The organism is Massilia sp. YIM B02443, from assembly GCF_030411955.1.
Taxonomy (GTDB): Bacteria; Pseudomonadota; Gammaproteobacteria; order Burkholderiales; family Burkholderiaceae_D; genus Telluria.
Genome location: NZ_JASNRA010000002.1, coordinates 48,064 through 71,136 on the forward strand (window position 1 = coordinate 48,064; position 23,073 = coordinate 71,136).

Consider the following 23,073-nt stretch of genomic DNA (forward strand, 5'->3'; position numbering starts at 1 on the left):
GCCCTACCCCAGCCACAGCCGGTAGCCGACGCCGGTCTCGGTCAGGAAGTGGCGCGGCTGGGCCGGATCGGCTTCCAGCTTGTGGCGCAGATGGCCCATGTAGATGCGCAGGTAATGGCCGCTCTCGGCATGCCCCGGCCCCCACACCGCGCGCAATAGCTGCGGATTGGTCATCACCCTTCCCGCATTCCCGACCAGCACCGACAGCAGCCGGTACTCGGTCGGCGTCAGGTGCACGTGCTCGCCGGCGCGCGTCACCGAGCGGTCCTGCAAGTCCACCGCCACGTCGCCAAAGCGGATCGCGCCATCGGCGCCCGCGGCCGGCTGGCGCTGGCGGCGCAAGGTGGCGCGCACGCGCGCCAGCAATTCTCCGGTGCCGAACGGCTTGGTCAGATAGTCGTTGGCGCCGGCGTCGAGCGCGCGGATCTTCTCCCCTTCCGCCACGCGCGCCGACAGCACGATGATCGGCACCGCCGACCACTTGCGCACGTCCTCGATGAAGTCGATGCCGTCGCCGTCGGGCAGGCCGAGGTCGAGCACGATCAGATCGGGGCGGCGCGTACCGGCGTCGATCAGGCCGCGGTTGATACTGCCTGACTCGTGCACCTGCCAGCCCTCCTGTTCCAGGGCGGCGCGCACGAAGCGGCGGATCTGCGGTTCGTCTTCGACCAGCAGGGCGCTGGGGGTGTCACTCATGATTCCGTTCCATCGTTGGCGTCAGGGCCAGTGTATCCAATTCCGGTGCGCTCGGCGGCGTCCCGCTCGGCAGCGAGAACACGAAGGCCGCGCCGCCCAACGTCGATGCGGTTGCGCGGATCGTGCCGCCGTGCGCCTCGACGATGGCGCGGCAGATCGCCAGCCCCAGGCCGACGCCGGGCAGCGCCGATTCGCGTTCGCCGCGCGTAAACTTCTCGAAGATCGCTTCTTCGCTGCCGGCGCGCAGGCCCGGCCCGTCGTCGCTGACCGTGACGTCGACCCAGTCGCCGCGCTGGCGCGCCGCGATCTCGATGCGCGAACCATCCGGCGTGTATTTGGCCGCGTTCTCGACCAGGTTGCACAGCACGCGTTCGATCAGCACGGCGTCGAACTGCACCAGCGGCAGGTCGGGCGGCAAGCGCACCTCGATGCGGTGGCGGCGCAGCGCATTGCCGCAGGCGCGCAGCGCCGAGCCGACCACTTCTTCCAGCGCCTGCCACTCCAGGTTGAAGCGCACCTCCCCGCTCTCGATGCGCGCCATGTCGAGCAGGTTGGCGACGAGAAGCCCCATGCGCACCGCTTCGTCGTGCAGGGCCTGCGCCAGATCGTGCGACCCGGCCGGCAGCGGCGCGCCGCGCAGCAGCGATTCGGACAGCCCGACCAGCGCCGTGAGCGGCGTGCGCAGGTCGTGCGACAACGCCGCCAGCAGCGAATTGCGCAGGCGTTCGGATTCCATGTTCACCAGCGCCGCCTGCGCCACCTCGACGTAGTGCACCCGTTCGAGCGCGATCGCGGCCAGCGCCGCCAGCGCGTCGAGCTGGCGATGCTGCTCGGGCGACAGGCCCCAGCTGCCGCCTTCCGGCTCGATCGCCAGCACGCCGCGGGTGCGCATCGGCGCCACCAGCGGCAGATAGAACGCGGGGCTGGCCGGCAGCGTGTCGGTGCCCAGGCCGGCCGCCTGCGCGTGGTCGTAAGCCCACTGCGCGACGCCGTGGTCGACGTTGGCCGGCAGCGCGCCGCCCGGGCTGCCGTCGTCCAGCGGCGGCATGCCGAGCTTTCCGCCCGCGTCCGGCACCAGCAGCGTGGCGCGCGCGCCGAAGGCGTTCTGGATCACCGCGCGGCTCGACTCGAACACCTGCGACGCCGCCAGCACGCCGGACAGCTCGCGCGCGAACTCGTACAGCGCGCGCACGCGGCGCTCGCGCTCGGCCGCGACGCGCGCCTGGAAGCGCAGGCCGGCGGTCAGGTGGCCGGTGATCAGGCCCACCGCCAGCATCACGCCGAAGGTGACCACGTACTGGAAGTCGGACACCGCCAGCGTGAAGCGCGGCGGCACGTAGATGAAATCGAAGCAGGCCACGCCGACGCAGGTGGCGGTGACCGAGGGCGCGCGCCCGAGGCGCATTGCCACCAGCAGCACCACCAGCAGGAACAGCATGGCGATGTTGACCAGGTCGAAGCGGCCCTGCAGCGGCGCGGCCAGGGCCGCCGCCAGCAGGCTGGCGCCGGCGGCCCAGGCATGCGCGGACAGCGGTGCGCGCGGCGCGCCGCCGCCGGCCGCGCGGACCTCGGCTGCGGGCGCGCGCTCGACCAGCGCCGGCAAGCCGATCTCGATCAGGTCCACGCCCGGCGCGCGGCGCGCCAGCTGGCGGCCGGTGCGCGGCGCGAAGCGGCGGCGCCAGGCCGCGCCGAAGCCGGTATGGGCGCGCCCGAGCGCGATGCGCGACAGGTTGTGGTCGCGCGCATAGTCGAGGGTGGCGGCGGCGACGTCGTCGCCCGCCAGCACGGCAGTGGCGGCGCCCAGGTCCTGCGCCAGTTTGAGGGTGTCGGTCACGCGCGCGCGCTCGCGCTCGGGCAGGCGGCCCAGGCGCGGCGTCTCGACGTACACCGCGTGCCAGGCGGTGCCCAGCTGCGACGCGATGCGCGCCCCGCTCCTCACCACGTGTTCGGCGTCGGGGCCGGGGCCGACGCACACCAGCAGGTTGGCGCCGGTCTTCCAGATCGCGTCGATCGATTGCTGTTCGCGCCAGGCGCGCACGTCGCCTTCGACGCGGTCGGCGGTGCGGCGCAGCGCCAGTTCGCGCAGCGCGATCAGGTTGCCCTTCCTGAAGAAGTTGCCGGCGGCGCGTTCGGCCTGCAAGGGCTGGTAGACCTTGCCCTCTTTCAGCCGCGCCAGCAGCGCATCGGCCGGCAGGTCGACCATCACCACTTCGTCGGCGGCGTCGAACACGCCGTCGGGCACGGTTTCGGAAACGCGGATGCCGGCGATCCCGCCCACCACGTCGTTCAGGCTTTCCAGATGCTGGACGTTGACGGTGGTGAGCACGTCGATGCCGGCGTCGAGCAGTTCTTCGACGTCCTGCCAGCGCTTGGGATGGCGCGAGCCGGGCGCGTTGGAATGCGCCAGCTCGTCGACCAGGATCACGCCGGGCGCGCGCGCCAGCGCGGCGTCGAGGTCGAATTCCTCCAGCCGGCGCCCACGGTGCTCGACCTGGCGCCGCGGCAGCACATCAAGACCCTCGAGCAACTGGGCGGTCTCGGCCCGGCCGTGGGTCTCGATGATGCCGACCAGCGGCGCCCTGCCCTCCGCTTGCTGCTTGTGCGCCTCTTCCAGCATGGCGTAGGTCTTGCCGACGCCGGCCGACGCACCGAAGTAGATGCGCAATCGGCCGCGCGCGGCGCGCCGCTCCTGCTCGCGCATCTGTGCGAGCAATGCGTCGGGGTCGGGTCGCCGCTGTTGGTAATCCTCTTGGGGCATGGTTCAGCGAGTATGCCCGGTTTTGGCAACCGTAGCCACCTTGGCCTCCTTGTCGAGGTCCAGGTTCAGCGCCAATGCATTGACGCGCGGTTCGCCGAACAGGCCCAGTGCGCGCAGCTGGGTGTGCTGCTCGACCAGGGCGTTCACGCGTTCCTGGCTCAAGCCGCGCGCACGGGCCACGCGCGCAGCTTGATACTGCGCGGCGGCCAGGCTGATCTCGGGATCGAGGCCGCTGCCCGAAGCGCTGACCAGGTCGACCGGCACCGGGGCGGTGTTGTCCGGGTCCGCTGCGCGCAGGGCGGCGATGCGGCCCTTGACGGCTTCCTGCAGCGCCGGATTGAGCGGGCCCTGGTTCGAGCCGCCCGAGCCGCCGCCGTTGTTCGGCATCGGGCCGGTGGCCGATGGACGGCCCCAGAAGTAGCCGGGTGCGGTGAACTGCTGGCCGATCAGGGACGAACCAACGACCTGGCCGTCTTTCTCGACCAGGCTGCCGTTGGCCGCAGCCGGGAACGCGGCCTGGGCGATGCCGGTGACGGCGGCCGGATACAGCACGCCGCAGATCAGGGTGAGCACCGCGAACAGCACGATCGCGGGACGAAGAATCGCTTGCATGACGGTTTCCTTACGTGAGATTGAATGCGGCCAGCAGCATGTCGATCAGCTTGATGCCGGCGAACGGCAGCAGCAGGCCGCCCAGGCCATAAATGAACATGTTCCGGCGCAGCAGCGAGGCGGCGCCGATCGCACGGTAGCGCACGCCGCGCAGCGCCAGCGGGATCAGGAACACGATGATCAGGGCGTTGAAGATCACTGCCGACATGATCGCCGACGCCGGGCTGGTCAGGTTCATGACGTCCAGCGCCTTCAGGCTCGGATAGGTGGCCACGAACATCGCCGGCACGATCGCGAAGTACTTGGCGATATCGTTCGAGATCGAGAACGTGGTCAGGGCGCCGCGCGTCATCAGCATCTGCTTGCCGATCTCGACGATCTCGAGCAGCTTGGTCGGGTTGGAATCCAGGTCGACCATGTTGCCGGCCTCTTTCGCGGCCTGGGTGCCCGAGTTCATCGCCACCGCGACGTCGGCCTGGGCCAGCGCCGGCGCGTCGTTGGTGCCGTCGCCGGTCATCGCCACCAGCTTGCCTTCGTTCTGGTAGGTGCGGATCAGCGCCAGCTTGTCCTCCGGCGTGGCTTCGGCGATGAAGTCGTCGACGCCGGCTTCCGCCGCAATCGCGGCCGCAGTCAGCTTGTTGTCGCCGGTGACCATCACCGTCTTCACGCCCATGCGGCGCAGCTCGGCGAAGCGTTCGCGGATGCCCCCCTTGACCACGTCCTTCAGCTCCACCACGCCCATCACGCGCGCGCCGTCGGTCACCACCAGCGGCGTGCTGCCGCGGCGCGAGGCGTCGTCGACGCTGCGTTCGACGTCCAGCGGCCACGGTTGGCCGAGCGACTCCACGTGCTTGCGGATCGCGCTGGCAGCGCCCTTGCGCAATTGACGCGCGCCGAGATCGACGCCGCTCATGCGGGTCTGCGCGGTGAACGGCACGAACACGGCGCCCAGCGGCTCCATGGCGCGCTCGCGGATATTGAAGCGCTTCTTGGCCAGCACCACGATGCTGCGCCCTTCCGGCGTTTCGTCGGCCAGCGACGCCAGTTGCGCCACGTCGGCCAGTTCTTCTTCGCGCACGCCCGGCGCCGGCAGGAAGGCGGCCGCCTGGCGGTTGCCGAAGGTGATGGTGCCGGTCTTGTCGAGCAACAGCACGTCGACGTCGCCGGCCGCTTCCACCGCGCGGCCCGAGGTGGCGATCACGTTGGCGCCCATCATGCGGCTCATGCCGGCCACGCCGATGGCCGACAGCAGGCCGCCGATGGTGGTCGGGATCAGGCATACCAGCAGCGCCACCAGCGCGGTGATGGTCACCGGCGAACCGCTGCCGGCCGCCTGCACCGCGAACAGCGAGAACGGCAGCAGGGTCACGGTCACCACCAGGAACACGATGGTCAGGGCCACCAGCAGGATGGTCAGCGCGATCTCGTTCGGCGTCTTCTTGCGCGCCGCGCCTTCGACCATGCCGATCATGCGGTCCAGGAAGGTCTCGCCCGGATTGGCGCTGACGCGCACCACCAGCCAGTCCGACAGGATACGGGTGCCGCCGGTGACGGCGCAGAAGTCGCCGCCCGACTCGCGGATCACCGGCGCCGATTCGCCGGTGATGGCGCTTTCGTCGACCGAGGCCACGCCGTCGATCACTTCGCCGTCGACCGGAATCACGTCGCCCGCTTCGACCAGGAAGAACATCCCTTTGCGCAGGTCGGTCGAAGCGGTGTGGTGCCAGGCCGCGCCGTGGCCCGGCGCATCGAGCTTCTTGGCCATCACGGTCTGGCGCAGGTTGCGCAGCGAGGCCGCTTGCGCCTTGCTGCGTCCTTCGGCCAGCGCTTCGGCGAAGTTCGCGAACAGCACCGTGAACCACAGCCAGACGGCGGTGGCCAGGATGAATCCGGCCGGCGCTTCTGCGTTGCCCATCAAGGCCTGCACATACAGCAGCGTGGTGAGGATGCTGCCGATGTAGACGACGAACATCACCGGGCTGCGCAGCTGGGTGCGCGGATCGAGCTTGCGGAAGGCGTCGACGATGGCCGGGCCGAGCAGGCTCGCATCGAACAGGGTCAGCGAGCGGCGCGCGCCCTGGCCTTGAGCCTGCGCTTGGGTTTGGACTTGGGGTATCGATTGATCCATATTATTCTCCGAACAGCTGGAGGTGTTCGACCACCGGGCCGAGGGCCAGGGCCGGGACGTAGTTGAGCACACCGACCAGCACGACGACGGCGGCCAGCATGCCGATGAACATCGGGCCGTGCGTGGGCAACGTGCCGGAGGTGACGGGGAGGCGCTGGCGCGACGCCAGCGAACCGGCGATCGCCAGCACCGGCACGATCACGGCGAAGCGGCCGAACCACATGGCCAGGCCAAGCAGCGCGTTGTAGAACGGTGTGTTGGCCGACAGGCCGGCGAAGGCGCTGCCGTTGTTGTTGGCCGCCGAGGTCACTGCGTACAGGATCTCGGAGAAGCCGTGCGCGCCAGGGTTGGCCACGCCGACCGTGCCGCTGGCGGATGTCACCGCCAGCGCGGTGCCGAGCAGCACCAGGCACGGGGTCACCAGGATCACCAGCGCCGCCATCTTCATCTCGTAGGCCTGGATCTTCTTGCCCAGGTATTCCGGGGTGCGGCCGATCATCAGGCCGGCGATGAACACCGCCAGGATCGCGAACACCAGCATGCCGTACAGGCCGGTGCCGACGCCGCCGAACACCACTTCGCCCAACTGCATCATCACCATCGGCACCATGCCGCCCAGCGGCATGAACGAGTCGTGCATGGCATTGACCGCGCCGCACGATGCGGCCGTGGTGACCACTGCGAACAGGCTAGATGCGGCGATGCCGAAGCGGGTTTCCTTGCCTTCCATATTGCCGCCCGATTGCAGGGTGCTGGCGCTGGCGTCCACGCCCAGCTGGGTCAGCAGCGGATTGGCCTGTTGCTCGGCCGAGTAGGCGACGCAGCAGGCGACCACGAACAGCAGCGTCATGGTCGCCAGCACCGCCCAGCCCTGGCGAATGTCGCCCACCATGCGTCCGAAGGTGAAGCACAGCGCGGCCGGGATCAGGAAGATGGCGATCATCTGCGCGAAGTTGGTCAGCGCGTTCGGGTTCTCGAACGGGTGCGCCGAGTTGGCGTTGAAGTAGCCGCCGCCGTTAGTGCCGAGCATCTTGATCGCTTCCTGCGAAGCGACCGGGCCCATCGGAATAGTTTGCGTGTCCGCGCGTGCCTCGGTTGCGGGTGCGCCGTCGGCGCCCGGCACCGAATAGGTGATCGGCTCCAGCATCTTCGCATCGACGTGGCTGGCGAAGTTCTGCACCACGCCTTGCGCCGACAGGAACACGGCCAGCACGATCGACAGCGGCAGCAGCACGTACAGGGTCGAACGCGTGACGTCGACCCAGAAGTTGCCGATCGAGCTGCTCGACTTTGCCGCGAAGCCGCGGATGAGCGCGAACACCACGGCGATGCCGGTGGCGGCCGAGAAGAAGTTCTGGCAGGCCAGGCCCAGCATCTGGGTCAGGATGCTCATGGTCTGTTCGCCGCTGTAGCCCTGCCAGTTGGTGTTGGCGACAAAACTGATGGCGGTATTGAAGCTGGAGTCGGGGCTGACGTTGGCCATGCCTTCCGGGTTGAGCGGAAGCGAGGCCTGCACGCGCTGCAGCAGGTAGACGAACAAGGCGCCGACGGCATTGAATGCGATCAGCGCGATGGCGTAGGCTTTCCAGCCCTGGTCCGTGCTGGCGGCAGGGCCGGCCAGGCGCAGCAGGCCGCGTTCCATGCGCGCGCCGAATCCGGCACCATCATTGGCAGGACGGCTGGCGATGCGCGCCATCAGCGCGCCGAGGGGCCAGCTCAGCGCCAGCAGAACGGCCAGGAAGGCAGCCAGCAAGAGGAGGAATTCGCTCATCACAGATCCTCCGGCTTGAACAGCGCCACAAGCAGGTAGACCAGCAGCGCGGCGGCGGCCAGGCCGCCGACGAGATAGGAGAGAGTCATGGCTTGGCTCCCAGGCGTGCGCAACCCACGACCAGCAGCCAGGTCAGGAGGAAGAACACGAGGAGCGCGCCGATAAAGATGAAGTCCATGGACGTTCGCTTTCAGCGTTGTTGTTGTGGATTCGAGCGTAGCGGCATCGCCCTAAAGATGGGATAAAAAGCGGGCGACGCCGCGTAAACGCGATGTAAACGCGGCTCTGGCGCAGGCGCTCAGAAAGTGCGGCTGACGCTCAGCACCAGCGCATCGCGGCCGGTGAACTTGCCATTCTTCGGCGAGGCGTAGGCGCTCTTGCTGGCGTTGGTGCCGACGTAGGCCAGTGCCACGGTGGCGACCTCGAACTGGCGGCTGACGCCGATCTTCCAGTTGGTGTAGTCGGCGGCCTCATTGTTCTTGACCTTCTGGTGGCCGGCGTGCAGCTGCACGGTGAGGCCGTTGCCGGCGTCGATGTTGGCGCCGATGTCCAGGTAGCCGCTGTTCTCGCTGTCGACGAAGCCGAACAGGTTGGTGGTCGCGTGCGAATACTTGACGTAGGCCGGGCCATATCCCAGCTGGCCGTAGACCTCGGTGGTGTGGGCGCTGACGAAGCCGGGGACCTGGCCCAGCTTGTTGTCCGGGTAGAAGTAGCGCAGCACGCCGACGTCGTATGACAGGCCGGGCGAGAGTTCGCCGCGCTTGCCGCCGTAGACGTCGATCTCGACCTCGCCATCGCCGCCGGCATCCTTGGCGAACTTGATGGTCGAACCCCAGGCGCCGACGTACCAGCCGTTCGCATGAACATAGTCGGCGCCGCCCTGCAGCGCCGGTTGCAGGCGGGTCTGCGAGATGCCGCGGTAGCGGTAGTCGGAGATGACGGTGGCGTTCCAGCTGAAGGTGGATGCCGGCGCCGCGGTGGTTTCGGTGGCCTGTGCTTCGGCGTTGATCTGGGCGTGGGCGGCGCCCGCCATGGCGATGGCGGCGGCCATGACGGCCAGGCGCGCTTGAATCGGTGCTTTCATGTTTCCCTGCTCGTGGTTGTTATTGAGACCATGCGGCGCGAGGACGCCGCATGGAACACGAGCAGGTTAGCGATTCAGGCGTAAAAAGTTGGTATAAAGGCCGGCGCGAAATGTAAACGCCGTGTATCGACCTGTGGCTGGATCAACGCGCCGGTTGCGCGCGCAGCCAGTCCATGTACCTGGCCACGCCGGTCGCCACGTCGGTGAACGGTTCATCGTAGCCGGCTGCGCGCAGCGCCGAGATGTCGGCCTGGGTGAAGCTCTGGTACTTGCCCTTCAACTTGTCCGGGAACGGCAGGTATTCGAGCAGGCCCTGGTCCAGGATCTGCTGCAGCGACAGCGGCGCATTGCCCTCGTTGGCCAGCGCATTCACGGTGGCCACCGCCAGGTCGTTGAACGGCTGGGCGCGGCCGGTGCCGAGGTTGAAGATGCCGCGCTGCTCCGGGTGATCCAGGAAGAACAGGTTGACCTTGACCACGTCCTCGACGTAGATGAAGTCGCGCATCTGGGCGCCAGCGTCGTAGCCGTCGTTGGCGCCGAACAGCTTGACCTTGCCGTCCTTCTGGAACTGGTTGAACTGGTGGAACGGGACCGAGGCCATGGTGCCCTTGTGCCCTTCCAGCGGACCGTAGACGTTGAAGTAGCGCAGGCCGACCACCTGGCTGCCGCTATCCTTGCCCTTGGCCTGCCAGTAGCGGCGCAGGTACTGGTCGAACAGGAACTTGGAGTAACCGTAGACGTTCAGCGGACGCTCCAGCGGGCGCTCTTCGCGGAAGGTGGTGCCGGCGCCGTAGACGGCGGCCGACGAAGCGTAGATGAAGGGGATGCCCTGGCGCTGGCAGAACTCGAACAACGCGACCGTGTAGTCGTAGTTATTCTTCATCATGTAGCGGCCGTCCATCTCCATCGTGTTGGAGCAGGCGCCCTGGTGCAGCACGGCGCTGAACTTGTTGTCGAATTCGCCGGCCTTCAGGCGCACCAGGAAGTCTTCCTTGTCCGCGTAATCCGCGATCTCGGCGTCGACGATGTTGTGGAATTTTTCGGGACGCGACATGTTGTCGACCGCGAACACGGAAAACGGCTGGCGCGCCGACAGGGCGTGCACCAGGTTCGCGCCGATGAAGCCTGCTGCGCCTGTGACCAGAATCATGGGATGTCCTCTTCAGTAAATCGTTCGAGCGGCCGCGCGCGCATTGCCATCGACGGCGGCCGCGGCGGCCAGCATGGGTTGCAAGGGCTGCCACACGGCCGCCGGCAGGATCTGCTTCATGCAGTTCTGGTGCCCCAGCGGACACTCGCGCTGCTGGCACGGCGAGCATTCGATGTGCAGCCACAGGATCTGCGCCAGTTGCGACAGGGGCGGCGTGTGGCGCGGGTCGGTGGGGCCGTAGATCGCCACCACCGGGCGGCCGAGGGCGGCGCCGATGTGCATCAGGCCGGAGTCGTTGGTGACCACGGCGGCGCACTGCGAGATCAGGGCAATCGCCTCCGACAGCGAGGTCGAGCCGGCCAGATTGTGCGCCCGCGGCACGATGGCCGTGATCTCGTCGCACACGGCGCGGTCTTTCGGGGAGCCGAGCAGCAGGATCTGCGCATCCGGACGATTGGCCAGGATGGTCTGCGCCAGCTCGGCAAAATAGGATGCGGGCCAGCGCTTGGCCGGGCCGAATTCAGCGCCGGGGGCGAAGGCCACGTACACGCCGGCGGGCAGCTGCAGGCGCGCGATCGCGGCTTGCGCTTCGCCCTCCTTCACCGTCATCCTCGGCTCCGGCAGGCGCTCGGGACGCGCAAGCGCGCGCACCGGCTGGGCGGCCAGCGCCTCGTAGAACTGCGCCATCGGCCGCGGCGCCGCCTTGTCGTCGTGGTGCATCACGTTGACCAGGCCATAGCGCATCTCGCCCTTGTAGCCGACGCGCTTCGGGATGCCGGCCAGCCACGGGATCAGGGCGAACTTCAGGGTGTTGGGCAGCACGTAGGAGTCGGCATAGCCGCGCGCCTTGAGCATCCTGGCGAACGCCTTGCGTTCCTTCCACTGCAGCGAACCGTGCTTCAAGGGCGACTCGATCACCGTGTCGACTTCGGCCATCGCACGCCATACCGGGGCGACCCAGGTCGGCGCCAGCACGTCGATCGGACGCTCGGGATGGCGCTCCCTGAGCCGGCGCAGCAGCGGCTGCGCCATGACGGCGTCGCCGATCCAGTTCGGGGAGATGACAAGGGTGCGCAGCATGGTGTCGTTTGGTTGAATGCGATGGGTCTTGGCCTGCGGCCACAATCCCCGATTATAGCAACCGTCGGCACGGCTCGCGGACCGTTCAGCATTCCTCCAGGCGCCAGCCGGCGCTGGTCGCCGACAGGCGGTGCGTCAGCCCGATCCGCTCCAGGAACACGCGGTCGTGCGATACCAGCACCAGCGCGCCGCCGTAGGCGCCCAGCATCGCCTCCAGCGCGCCCAGCGACGCCAGGTCGAGGTGGTTGGTCGGCTCGTCGAGCAGCAGCAGCGCCGGCGGCGGATCGGCATACAGGACGCAGGCCAGCGCCGCCTTCAGGCGCTCGCCGCCGCTCAGCTGGCCGGTCGGCTGCGCGATCAGCCGCGCATCGAGACCCAATTGCACCAGCCAGGTGCGCAGCATGTCCTGGCCTACGCTGCGGTTCACGGCCAGCAGCTGTTCGAGCGTGGAGCGCGCCGGATCGAGCGTGGCCAGTTGCTGGTCGAGCCAGGCGACGTCGGGCGCCAGGCTGCAGCGGCCGGCGACGGGCGCCAGGCGTCCGGCCAGCACCTTGAGCAGGGTCGACTTGCCGCAGCCGTTGGGGCCGACGATGGCGATGCGCTGGCGTCCGCTCACGGTCAGGTCGATGCGGTCGAGCGGTGCGGGCAAGAACGGCAGCGTCACCGCGTCCAGTTCGGCCACGCGGCGCTGGGCCGATTGCGTGAACTCACCGACATGGATGCGCACCGCGTCGATATCAAGTGCGTGGCTGGCCGCGTCGCGCACCCGCGCCAGGCCCTCGCTGCGCGCGGCGTCGTGCTGCCGTTGCAGGCGTCCGGAGCTGCCTTCGCTGCGTTCCTTGCCGCGACCCAGCAGGATCGCGGCCTGGTTGGCGTCCTTGCTGTCACGTGTGCCACGCGCCTGGCGCCGCTCCTGGCGTTCGCGCTGTTCGCGCCGCGCCTGCTCGTCGCGCTTGAGTTCCAGGCGCGCGTGGGCCAGCGCCTGCTGCGCGCTGTCCTGCTCGTGGCGGCGCGCCTCTTCATAGAAGGCATAGTCGCCGCCGTAGCTGCGCAGGCCGTGCGCCGACAGTTCGACGATGCGCTCCATCTCGCCCAGCAGTTCGCGGTCGTGGCTGATCACCAGCAAGCCTTTCGGCCACGTGCGCAACTGGGCGATCAGCGACTGGCGGTGCGCCCTGTCGAGGTGATTGGTCGGCTCGTCGAGGATCAGGATGTCGGGGTCCAGCAGCATGGCGCCGGCCAATGCCACGCGCATCGCCTCGCCGCCGCTGAGTGTGGTCACCGGCGTGGCGAGCGTTACGTGGCCCAATCCTTGCCGTTCGAGCGACTGCTGCAGGCGCGTGGCGATGTCCCATTGTTCGCCGACCGCGTCGAAATCGGCAGGGTCGCTGCTGCCGGCTTCGATGCGCGCCAGCGCACGCGTGATGGCGCCGATGCCGGCCAGGTCGCCCACGGAATGCGCGGCGCCGTCGCCGGCCTGCTGCGACAGGCAGGCGACCATGCCGGCGCGGCTGCAGCGGCCATGGGTGGGAGCGAGTTCGCCGGCGAGCAGGCGCGCCAGCACCGACTTGCCGGCGCCGTTGCGGCCGACCAGGCCCGTACGGCGGCCGTCGCATTGCCAGTCGAGATCGGAAAAGAGGGCCCTGCCGTCGGGCAGGATGAAAGCGACGCCGTCGAGCGTCAGGAGAGGATTCGTCATGTGATTTTTTCCATGGATGCCCGAACGCTTCCCGCTGAATCAGGGGAAGAGGAAGAAGAACCGTCATGTGGACGGCGGCATCGGGAAAAAATTACACAAGCGTCTCCGGCAGGAATCGAACCCGAATGGTAGCAACGACAACAGGCCGTGGCAAGCGCCGGGGGGCGCGGCGATCGGACAAATTGACCACCCGTGCGCGCCGCTCTGCGGCCGGCGCTATAATTTTCACATGCACACGCTTCGCACAACGCGCGTTTTTTATGGCTGGACCGTCCTCCTGGCGTTCCTGTTCGGCCTGTTCGCGCCTGCGCTGTCGCATGCCATGCCGCACCATGGGTCAAAGGCCGACCCGTCGTACATGACCGAGATCTGCAGCGCTAGCGGCACCCGCCACGTGATGGTGCTGGCAGACGACAACGCGCCGGCCGTGCCGGCGGTGCCGGACATGTCGCACTGCGACCTGTGCTGCTCGCACCACCACGCCGCGCTCGCCCCGCCGCCGCCGCTCGCGCCGGTGCTGGTGCCGGGTCAGCAGCGCGACCCGTATCCTGCCCTGTTCTACCACGCTCCCAGCCCGCAGTCGCCTGGTCGCCCACGCAGTCGCGCGGGCCGCCGTCTTCGCTTTCCTGAGTTCCTCCACGATTCCGCGGCGCCCTGTCCTGCCATCGGCAGATGCACGTCTGTCGCCGGAATCCCGTTGACCACTGCCGTCCGCACTTGCCTTCGGCAAGCGCCATGCCGCGCAACCAGGAAGCATCATGAAGATCAGTATTACCCCAACCCGGCGCCGGCTCGCGCTCGCCGTCGCCTGCGCCGCTGCCGCCTGGCAGGCGCAAGCCCAGACCGGCGACGCCAAGGCTATCCCCACCGTCGAAGTCAGCGCCGAAGCGCCGCGCGCCAACGGCCTGCTCAACCTCGACACCCCGATCGACACAGGCAGCCGCCTGGGCTTGAACTCGCGCGAGACGCCGGCCAGCGTCACTGTGGTCGACCGCGGTATCATCGACGTGCGCGGCGCCGCCGACACCCAGGAAATCCTGCGCGCCATCCCCGGCGTCACCGCGCACAGCGCGCCGGGCAATATCGGCGTCAGCTACCGTGGCTTCGGCAGCGGCTCGGTGAGCCAGCTGTTCAACGGCATCAACGTGCAGTATTCGATTGCAGCGCGGCCGGTGGACAGCTGGATCATCGACCGGGTCGAGGCGATCGGCGGTCCGTCCAGCTTCCTGTTCGGCTCCGGCGCGGTCGGCGGTTCGATCAACTACGTCACCAAGCTGGCCGAACGCCGCGACTTTTCGGAGGCGCGCCTGCGCCTGGGTGCGGACGACCTCAAGGAAGCCTCGGTCGGCCTGAACCGCCAGGTGGGCGACGGCCATGGCGCCCATTATGCGCGCATCGACGTCAACCACCGCGACGGCGGCAACCCGACGGACGGCACCGACAGCCGCTCGACCCAGCTGGCGGCCTCGTTGCGTTCGGACTTCGGCCACGGCTTCACTCACGTGCTGGCCTATGAATACCAGGAAGAAGACGTCGACCGCCCCTACTGGGGCACGCCGCTGCGCAATCCCGTCGCCGGACGCCTGCAGGTGGATGAGGGAACGCGCTTCAAGAACTACAACAGCCAGGACGGCGTCTACGACCAGCGCGTCAACTGGCTGCGCTCGATCGCCGGCTGGAAGGCGAGCGACGCGCTGCAGTTCACCAACACCTTCTACGTCTACGATGCGCTGCGCGACTACCGCAACGTCGAGACCTACCGCTTCACGCCCGACAATACGGCCGTGGTCCGTTCCGCCGCCCTGCTCCAGCGCCACGACCAGCGCCTGCTGGGCGACCGCATCGACGGCTTCTACAAGAGCCGCATCGGAGAAAGGCGCAGCGACTGGGCGTTTGGACTGGACTACAGCATCAACAAGCAGACGCGCTTCCCGAACAGCCTCGCGGCGACGGTGAGCACGGTCGACCCGTACGACTTCGTCACCGAGCGCTTCTTCGAGGTGCCGGGCATGACGCCGGGCTTCCGCCCCGACCGCGACAACAAGGTCACCACCACCGCGCTCTACCTCGAAAACCGCACCGCCCTGCTGCCGACGCTGAACCTGGTCACTGCGTTGCGCCACGAACGCATCGAACTGGATCTGGCCAACCGGCGCGAAGTCACAGCCACCAACCCGGCCACGTTCTCGCGCCGCTATTCGCCGACCACCGGACGCGTGGGCCTGGTGTGGGATGCGACGCCGAACATGAACGTGTATGCCACGTATGCGACGGCCGCCGATCCGCCGTCGGGCGCGCTGTCCACCGCCTCGTTCGCGGACGTGCGCAACAACAGCGAGCTGACCACGGGCCGCCAGGCCGAGGTGGGTACCAAGCTGGATTTCTGGCAGGGCAAAGGCACGGCGACGCTGGCCGCGTACCATATCACGCGCAAGAACATCGCGACCCAGGATCCGGACAACAGCCTGCTTACCATTCTGGTGGGCGAGCAGTCGTCGCAAGGCGTCGAGCTGGCGCTCGGGCTGCAGCCGACGCGCCAGCTCTCGGTGCAAGGCAACTTCACCTGGGTCGATGCCGAGTACGAGAACTACCGCCAGGGTGGCATTTCTCTGGCCGGGAAGACGCCGAACAACACGCCATCGAGCGTTGCCAACATCTGGCTGTCGTACGCGTTCACGCCGGCGCTGCAAGGGCACGTGGGCGTGCGCCACGTGGGCAAGGTGTATGCGGATGCGGCCAATACCCAATATTGGCCGGACTACACCTTCGTCGACCTGGGCCTGAGCTGGCAGGTGAATCGCAACGTGACCCTGGTCGGACGCGTGCGCAACCTGACCGACCGCCTGTACGCGGCCAACGTGACCAGCACCATGGCCTACCTGGGCGCGCCGCGCACGGCGGACGTCTCGCTGCGCCTGGCCTTCTGACGCGGAGTACAACATGCAAACGCACTTCAAGCGCTGGCTGTTCCTGATCCACCGCTGGCTCGGCATCGCGGTCTGCGTGCTGTTCGCGATGTGGTTCGCGTCGGGCATGGTGATGATGTACGTCGGCTATCCGAAGCTGACGGACGACGAGCGGCTGCAGCATCTGCTGCGCCTGGACGCGAATGCGGCGCTGCTGGCGCCTGGCCAGGCGCTGGCGCGGGCCGGCATCGCCGGGCCGCTGGACGAACTGCGGCTGGCTGCGGCCAGTGGCGGCCGGCCGGTGTACCTGGCCACGCCGCCGCGCGCGGCCGGCGGTGACGCGCACAAGCCGCCGCCCAAGGGGACCGGCATGGTGGTGGTCGACGCCGTCACCGGCGCCCGCCTGCAAGGGGCGGACCGGGCGCATGCCATGGCCAGCGCGGCCGCCTTCGCCGGACCGGGCGTCAAGCTGGGCTACCTGGGCGCCGTCGATGAGGATGCGTTCACCCATTCGCGCGGGCTGGACGCGCATCGCCCGCTGCACAAGGTGCAGATGCTGGACGATGCGCGCACCCTGCTCTGGATCTCCAGCCGCACCGGCGAAGTGGTACGCGACGCGCCGCGTACCGAGCAGCTATGGAATTACGTCGGCGCCTGGATCCACTGGCTGTATCCGTTCCGGGGCAACGCGTTCCAGCCCTATTGGACCGAGATCGTCAACTGGTCGTCGATCGTCGGCGTGGCGGTGGCGCTCAGCGGCACCGTGGTCGGCATCATGCGCTGGCGTTTCAGGAAGCCCTATCGCAGCGGGGCGCGCACGCCGTATCCGTCGGCGCTGATGCGCTGGCATCACATCAGCGGCATGTTGTTCGCGCTGGTGACGATCACCTGGATCTTCAGCGGGCTGATGTCGATGAATCCGTGGCGCGTGTTCGACACCGGAGCGCCGCAGCTGCAGCTGGACGCGCTGCGCGGCGGGCCGCTGGTCTTGTCGGACCGGGATGCGGCGCCGGGCGCACTGCTGCGCGCTGCAGGCGGCGACGTGCGCGAACTGCGCTGGGTGCGCGTGCTGGGCGAGAACCGGGTGCTGGCGCAGCGCGCCGGCGGGCAGCCGGAGGTGTTCGACAGCGCGGGCGCGCAGGCGCTGGCGCTCGATGCGGCGGCGGTGCAGGATGCGGGTTCGCGCCTGGTGGCGGCGCCGCTGGCGCGGGTCGAGCGGCTGACGCAGTACGACCTGTATTACTACGCGCGCGATGCGCACACGATGATGGGCGGCGTCGACAAGCCGCTGCCGGTGCTGCGCTTGGTGTTCGCCGATCCGCATGCGACCTGGGTGCACGTCGATCCGCATACGGGGGCGGTGCTGGGGCAGCTCGACAGCGGCAAGCGCGCCAGCCGCTGGCTGTTTGCGATGCTGCATTCGTGGGACTGGCTGCCGTTGCTGGAGCGGCGGCCGTTGTGGGATGCGGTGTTGATCGTGCTCAGCCTGGGCGGGCTGCTGCTCAGTGGGACGGGGGTGGTGATCGGGTGGCGCAGGTTGGGGAAGAAGCTGGGATCCAAGAGTGAAATTCGCGGAAACCTCGGCGAGCCTGCTGACAGCACGCCGATGGTCAGCCCCGACCAACGACCGGCTTAGTTAGCCCGCAATCCGTCATTCCCGCGAAGGCGGGAACCTAAGTTCTGTCTGCACAGCTACAAGCGCAATCGTAGGTGGCGGAGCTTGGGAACTTAGGTTCCCGCCTTCGCGGGAATGACGGATCAAAGGGTAACAATGGAAGGGCCTTTCCACTGCCCGAACGTGCACGTATTGCCAGAGGTTCGCTTATTGCCCCGCCGCCCCCGCCACATGCCGCCGCACGCGCGGCTGATCCGCCGCCGGCAAGCGATCATGATTGATCTTCACCAGCTTGAGCAGCGACAGCGAGCGGATCACCAGCCACCCCGCATCGAACTCCCACCACTTCATCGACAGCTTGGCCGACGCCGGATTGGCGTGGTGGTTGTTGTGCAGCTCGGCGCCGCCGAAGATGATCCCGATCGGGAAGAAGTTGCGCGAGTCTTCCTTGGTCTGGAAGTTGCGGTAGCCGACCACGTGGAAGATGCCGTTGATGAAGCCCGAGGCCCAGAACGGCAGGATCGACAGCTGGAACAGCCAGATCCAGAACCCGTTGGCCACGCCGAACACCATCATCTCGAGCGCCAGGAAAAACAGCGCGCCCTTGAAGCGGTGCCTGGTGTACAGGTGCTGGTCCATCCAGTCTTCCTTGATGCCGACGCCGTAGGCTTTCACCAGGTCGGCGTTGCGCGCGGCTTTGCGGTACAACAGCGTGCCCTTGGACAGGATGGTCCACAAGCCGTGGATGCGCGGGCTGTGTGGATCTTCTTCGGTGTCGCACTTGGCGTGGTGCTTGCGGTGCACCGCGACCCAGGTCCTGGCGGTGACGCCGTAGGTAGTGAGCCAGATCCACATGCGGAACAGCTGGCACAGCAATGGATGAAAGGTGATCGCGCGGTGGCTGCGCGAGCGGTGCAGGTACAGCTCGCTGGCGAACACGGTCATGATGTACGAGCCTGCCATCGTCAAGGCGACGCCTGTGGCGCTCAGTTGAATGAATCCTTCGAACACGGTGTTTTCTCCCTGGTTGAACGAACCGGACGTTTTAACGTCCTGAAATAATGAGAGAAGAATAGCGTTCTACTGCTGAGTTCGAATTGGTAAGAAGAGCGGCTTTTAGGCGCTAATTGCTTCAATAATGTCAAAAGATGGTCATGGGTTTTTCATGCGGTTTTTGTTACCGGCCGTGTAGCAGGCATGCGGGGAGCGCGGGTCTCGCCAATCGGACACCTCGTCGGCGGTCGACGTGCACGAGGTAGCAAAAGAATAAAATTGAGCAGCTGTTATAGTTACCGCTGATGCAATTTTTGTGAAGTGCCCCCATGCTGATTTGCCCGGACCCACGCGACCAGCTTGTCGCCCTGCTCTACCAGGCCATGCCGCCGCCAGTCATCAACGGTATCCGCAAGGATCCGAAGCCGGGCGGTTATTCCGATAGCGGCGCCGACATCGCCTTCGCACTGCGCAACGCCGGTGTGCGCATCGTGACGCCGCAGCCCGATCCCGATCCTGCCGAGGCGATGGACTGGGTTTTCCCCGACACGCCGGAAGGCATCGCCGCCGCGCTGGATGCCGGCGCCACCCTGCTCTTCGCCAACACCGTGCTGTTCGCCGGCCATCCGCTGGAAAGCGTGATGGGCCGCTGCTGGATCGTCGGCCAGTTGCCGGCGGCAATGCAGGCGGCGGACGACAAGTTCGCCACCAATGCCCGGCTGCGCGCAGCCGGATTGCCGGTGGCCGCGTCGGTCCTGGCCGCGCCCACTGCGCGCGACAACGTCCATGCACTGGAGAGCTTAACGCCGGAGAAGCTGGCGACGCTTGGCCTCGCCTTCCCGCTGATCGTCAAACCGGTACGCGGCCGCGGCAGCCAGGGCGTGACGCTGGTCGACGACCACGCGGCCTTCCAGCGCGCCAGTGCAGAGCTGATCGACTCCGGCCGTTTCGGCGACGAACTGATCGTCGAACAATTTTTGAGTGGCACCGAGATAACGGTGACCGTGATGCCGCAGCGGTTCGGCCAGGACGGTGTGATGCGGGCGCCACGGCCGCTGCCGCCGGTACGCCGCTTCAACCACGAGCACGGCGTGGCGCCCTACAACGGCATCGTCGCCGTCACCAGCAACAGCGTCGCCCTGACCGGCGCGGAGCAGGCCGAGCCGGCAATCAGCGCCATGCTCGACGCCTGCGTGCACGCCGCGCGCCTGGTCGAGGCGCGTGCGCCGATCCGTATCGACTGCCGCGCCGACGCCGATGGCACGCTGCGCCTGTTCGACCTCAACATGAAGCCGAACATGACCGGCGCCGGCCGGCCGGGCCGCGCCGACCAGGACAGCCTGAGCGCCATCGCGGCGCGCGCGTGCGGATGGGATTACAGCGAACTGCTGTTGCGCATGCTGGACGATGCGTGGAAGGAAGTGTGATGTGCCGCTGCGGCAAGGCGCCGCAGCGTGAGACAGCGCCGGTGCACGGGATGTGCGCCGGCTTTCTACCGCTTACGCCTGCGCGGGCGGCTCGTCGGCGTCGGCGTCGATGCGGGTGATGAGCACGGTCGCGATGCGGCGCTCCAGCACCTGCACCACCTCGAAGCGCAAGCCCTGCAGCTCGATCGCCTCGCCCGGCTGCGGGAGCGAGCCGAAACGTTCGAGCATCAGGCCGGCCAGCGACGTGTAGTCGTCGTTCTCGCTGACCAGTTCATTCACTTCGAGCACCTGCTCCAGGTAATGCAGGTCGGCGGTGCCGTCGACGCGCCAGCGTCCCGGGCCGTCTTCCTGCACCACCGGCTGCTCGTCCTCGTCCGGGAATTCGCCGGCAATCGCTTCCAGGATGTCGATCGGCGTCACCAGGCCCTGCAGCGTGCCGTACTCGTCGGCGATCAGCACCAGCTGGCCGTGCGAGCGCTTGAGGCGCTCCATCACCTTGAGCACGCCGCTGCCCTCGGGCATGATGATCGGCGCGCGGATGTGGGCCGGGTCGATCGCGCCCAGCTGGGTCAGGTCGCCGATCAGGTCCTTGGCGCGCGCCATGCCGATCACCTCGTCCAGTTCGCCCCGGCAGACCGGGAAGAAGCCGTGCGGCGTGGCCAGCAATTGCTCACGGATGACTTCGGCACTGTCCTCGATATTGATCCAGGAAATGTCCGAGCGGTTGGTCATGATCGAGCGTACCGAGCGCTGCGACAGGCTCAGCACGCCGCTGACCATATTCCGTTCTTCGTCCTCGAAAGCCGGCTCGACGGCCGTGTCGGCCACCGTTTCGGTTTCATCGCTCTGCTCGCTGTGACGCTTGCTGCCCAGCAGGCGCAGCACGGCGTCGGCGGTGCGGTCGCGCAGCGGGATGTGCGCTTCCTTCTTGTTGAAGTTGCGGCGCGCCAGCTGGTTCAGGGCTTCGATCACGACCGAGAAACCAATGGCGGCGTAGATATAGCCCTTCGGGATGTGGAAGCCGAGGCCTTCCGCGATCAGGCTCAGGCCGATCATCAGGAGGAAGCTCAGGCACAGCACCACCACCGTCGGATGCGCGTTGACGAAGCGCGTCAGCGGCTTGGAAGCGAACAGCATCACGCTCATCGAGATCACGACGGCGGCCATCATGACCCACAGCTGCTCGACCATGCCGACCGCGGTGATCACGGCGTCGAGCGAGAACACGGCGTCCAGGACAATGATCTGCGCCACCACGGCGGCGAAGCTGGCGTATTCGCGCTTGCCGGTCTGGACGTGCGACTTGCCCTCGACCCGCTCATGCAGCTCGAGCGTGGCCTTGAACAGCAGGAAGATACCGCCCAACAGCAGGATCAGGTCGCGGCCGGAGAACGACAGCGCAGCGATGGAAAACAGGGGTTGCGTCAGCGTGACCATCCACGAGATCACTGACAGCAGGCCGAGGCGCATGACCATGGCCAGCGACAAGCCGAGGACGCGGGCTTTCTCGCGCTGGTGCGGGGGGAGTTTGTCCGCCAGGATGGCGATGAAGATCAGGTTGTCGATGCCGAGGACGATTTCGAGCACGACGAGAGTGAGCAGGCCGACCCATATATTCGGGTCTAAGAGCACTTCCATTAGGGTAAGTTGGTAGTTAAGGAGGGGTCATTGTACGACATCGCGCCCGAACATCGGCAAAATGCCGGCCCGGGCGCCCCGTGAAACGTATCAGGGTGCGGCCGTCGCGGCACTGCCCTCGCCCGCCACCGGCACGCCGCGCAGCCATACCGAATGGATCTTGCGCGTATTGCGAATATCTTCCAGCGGATTGGCGTCCAGCACCAGGATGTCGGCCTGTTTGCCCGCCACCAGCGATCCGCGCTCCTTGTCGATGCCCAGGATCGCCGCATTGACCGAGGTGCCGGCCTGCAGCGCCTGCATCGGGGTGAAGCCGGCAATCGTCAACAGTTCCAGTTCGCGATGCTCGGCAAAGCCCTGGATGCGGGGAATGGTCGCGCCAGAATCGGTTCCCAGCCCAACCTTGATGCCCGCCTTGTGCAAGGCCAGCGCATTGGACTTGGCCATGGCCAGGTCCTTCTTCGAAACTTCCTTGACCTTGTAGTTCGGGCTGTTCAGCCATTCCCACACGCCGGCATCGAGCGCCCCCTTGAAGAACGGCTGCTGCATCCAGTCCGGCTTGTCGGCATAGACGAAGAAGGCCTCGTCCAGGTCGAGCGTCGGGATATAGGCGACGTTGTTCTTCTTCATCAGCGCGATCAGCTCGGCGTCGACCGGCTTGTCGCGCACGCTGTGGCCGAACAGGTCGACGCCGTCGCGCGCCAGACGCTTGGCGTCCTCGAGGTAATACACGTGGGCCGCCACCTTCAGGCCGTGCTGGTGCGCCTGCTGGATGACTTCGCGGTACAGGGCCGGATCCATCTTGCTGGTCTTCTTGTCGCCGAAATCGTCGACCCAGACCTTGACCAGATCCGGCTTGAGCGCGACCAGTTTCTTGAAGTCTTCGCGCACCGCGGCGATCGTGGTCGGGCGATACACCCGGTCCATGCCCATGGCGATCGGCGGCGCGCCATCCTTGACGCCGAAGCCGTGGCCGGCGGTAAGGATGGTGGGCAGGGTCAATTGGCCTGCGCGCTGTTCGTCGCGCATCTTGAAAATGAAATCGTGGTCGGTGCCGAACACGGCCACCGTGCCGATGCCGTGCCGCATGTACTTCTGCAGCTGGCGCGTGACGTTGGCTTCGGTGATGTTGGCCGCGCCCGAGGTCGCGCCATTCGTGATGCCGAGGTGGGCGTGGCCGGCGATCAGGGCCGGCATCAGGGTCTTGCCGCGCACGTCGACCACCTTGGCGCCGCTCGGCGGCTGCACGCCCTTGGACTGCACTGCGTCGATGCGGCCGTTGCGGATGACGATGTTGCCGTCCATTGGCGCTCCGCCATTGCCGTCGATGATGCGGCCGCCCTGCAGCACGGTAAGCTGGGACGACGACTGAGCCATGCCTGGCGCCGCCATGGCAAAGGAAACGGCGCCGGCCATTGCAGCCAGCAACTTGTGAATACGCATCGGGCACCTCGGTCTGAATGTGGCTAACTTTTTAATGTTAGCCCATCAACAAGGATCGTGCCGTGCGCTTCGC

General features: G+C 67.3%; 16 protein-coding genes and 1 pseudogene. 4 read left to right on the forward strand and 13 right to left on the reverse strand.

The window, feature by feature from the left end:
- Positions 1 to 3: 3 nt before the first annotated feature.
- The 10 genes from kdpE to QPK27_RS02680 all read right to left on the reverse strand — a co-directional run bounded on the left by kdpE (position 4) and on the right by QPK27_RS02680 (position 12,978).
- Positions 4 to 696 (reverse strand): two-component system response regulator KdpE, encoded by a 693-nt coding sequence (gene kdpE / locus QPK27_RS02635; RefSeq protein ID WP_290416655.1) that lies wholly within the window; start codon positions 694 to 696, stop codon positions 4 to 6.
- Positions 689 to 3,454, reverse strand: a complete 2,766-nt coding sequence (locus tag QPK27_RS02640; protein ID WP_290416656.1) for a DUF4118 domain-containing protein — start codon at positions 3,452 to 3,454, stop codon at positions 689 to 691. The genes kdpE and QPK27_RS02640 overlap by 8 nt, the downstream gene beginning before the upstream one ends.
- A 3-nt stretch (positions 3,455 to 3,457) precedes the next feature.
- Positions 3,458 to 4,066, reverse strand: a complete 609-nt coding sequence (gene kdpC / locus QPK27_RS02645) for a potassium-transporting ATPase subunit KdpC (protein ID WP_290416657.1) — start codon at positions 4,064 to 4,066, stop codon at positions 3,458 to 3,460.
- 10 nt (positions 4,067 to 4,076) lie between these two features.
- Positions 4,077 to 6,194, reverse strand: coding sequence for a potassium-transporting ATPase subunit KdpB (kdpB, locus tag QPK27_RS02650; protein ID WP_290416658.1), 2,118 nt, complete (start codon positions 6,192 to 6,194; stop codon positions 4,077 to 4,079).
- Between the two features lies 1 nt (position 6,195).
- A complete protein-coding gene (gene kdpA / locus QPK27_RS02655; RefSeq protein ID WP_308633383.1) occupies positions 6,196 to 7,965 on the reverse strand; it encodes a potassium-transporting ATPase subunit KdpA in 1,770 nt (589 codons plus the stop codon).
- The gene (gene kdpF, locus QPK27_RS02660; RefSeq protein ID WP_290416660.1) at positions 7,965 to 8,054 is read right to left on the reverse strand and encodes a K(+)-transporting ATPase subunit F; all 90 of its coding nucleotides are present in this window, start codon (positions 8,052 to 8,054) and stop codon (positions 7,965 to 7,967) included. The genes kdpA and kdpF overlap by 1 nt, the downstream gene beginning before the upstream one ends.
- Before the next feature lie 209 nt (positions 8,055 to 8,263).
- Positions 8,264 to 9,049 carry a TorF family putative porin gene (locus QPK27_RS02665; RefSeq protein WP_290416661.1) on the reverse strand — a complete coding sequence of 262 codons (786 nt, stop codon included), beginning with the start codon at positions 9,047 to 9,049 and terminating at the stop codon, positions 8,264 to 8,266.
- Positions 9,050 to 9,191: 142 nt separating this feature from the next.
- Entirely contained in the window at positions 9,192 to 10,199 is a 1,008-nt protein-coding gene (rfaD, locus tag QPK27_RS02670; RefSeq protein WP_290416662.1) for an ADP-glyceromanno-heptose 6-epimerase, read from the reverse strand.
- 12 nt (positions 10,200 to 10,211) lie between these two features.
- On the reverse strand, positions 10,212 to 11,279 hold the full coding sequence (gene waaF / locus QPK27_RS02675) for a lipopolysaccharide heptosyltransferase II (RefSeq protein WP_290416663.1): 1,068 nt from the start codon (positions 11,277 to 11,279) through the stop codon (positions 10,212 to 10,214).
- A gap of 85 nt (positions 11,280 to 11,364) precedes the next feature.
- Positions 11,365 to 12,978 carry an ABC-F family ATP-binding cassette domain-containing protein gene (locus QPK27_RS02680; RefSeq protein ID WP_290416664.1) on the reverse strand — a complete coding sequence of 538 codons (1,614 nt, stop codon included), beginning with the start codon at positions 12,976 to 12,978 and terminating at the stop codon, positions 11,365 to 11,367.
- A 322-nt stretch (positions 12,979 to 13,300) separates the two neighbouring features.
- Between QPK27_RS02680 and QPK27_RS25410 the strand changes: the two are divergent.
- From QPK27_RS25410 to QPK27_RS02690, 3 genes and pseudogenes are all read left to right on the forward strand, one after another.
- A pseudogene (locus QPK27_RS25410) lies at positions 13,301 to 13,525 on the forward strand (DUF2946 family protein); the annotation flags it as partial.
- A 211-nt stretch (positions 13,526 to 13,736) separates the two neighbouring features.
- Positions 13,737 to 15,905 (forward strand): TonB-dependent siderophore receptor, encoded by a 2,169-nt coding sequence (locus QPK27_RS02685; protein WP_290416665.1) that lies wholly within the window; start codon positions 13,737 to 13,739, stop codon positions 15,903 to 15,905.
- A 13-nt stretch (positions 15,906 to 15,918) separates the two neighbouring features.
- On the forward strand, positions 15,919 to 17,520 hold the full coding sequence (locus QPK27_RS02690) for a PepSY domain-containing protein (RefSeq protein ID WP_290416666.1): 1,602 nt from the start codon (positions 15,919 to 15,921) through the stop codon (positions 17,518 to 17,520).
- 186 nt (positions 17,521 to 17,706) lie between these two features.
- Here the strand turns inward: QPK27_RS02690 and QPK27_RS02695 are convergent, their stop codons facing one another.
- The gene (locus tag QPK27_RS02695; RefSeq protein ID WP_290416667.1) at positions 17,707 to 18,510 is read right to left on the reverse strand and encodes a fatty acid desaturase; all 804 of its coding nucleotides are present in this window, start codon (positions 18,508 to 18,510) and stop codon (positions 17,707 to 17,709) included.
- A gap of 311 nt (positions 18,511 to 18,821) precedes the next feature.
- Here QPK27_RS02695 and QPK27_RS02700 point away from each other — a divergent pair, with 311 nt between their 5' ends.
- Positions 18,822 to 19,919: an ATP-grasp domain-containing protein gene (locus QPK27_RS02700; protein WP_290416668.1), complete on the forward strand. Its 1,098-nt coding sequence runs from the start codon at positions 18,822 to 18,824 to the stop codon at positions 19,917 to 19,919.
- Between the two features lie 72 nt (positions 19,920 to 19,991).
- Here QPK27_RS02700 and QPK27_RS02705 read toward each other — a convergent pair whose 3' ends face one another.
- Positions 19,992 to 21,557: a TerC family protein gene (locus tag QPK27_RS02705; RefSeq protein ID WP_290416669.1), complete on the reverse strand. Its 1,566-nt coding sequence runs from the start codon at positions 21,555 to 21,557 to the stop codon at positions 19,992 to 19,994.
- Positions 21,558 to 21,647: 90 nt separating this feature from the next.
- Complete coding sequence (locus QPK27_RS02710; RefSeq protein WP_290416670.1) at positions 21,648 to 23,000, reverse strand: amidohydrolase family protein; 1,353 nt, start codon at positions 22,998 to 23,000, stop codon at positions 21,648 to 21,650.
- Between the last annotated feature and the right edge of the window lie 73 nt (positions 23,001 to 23,073).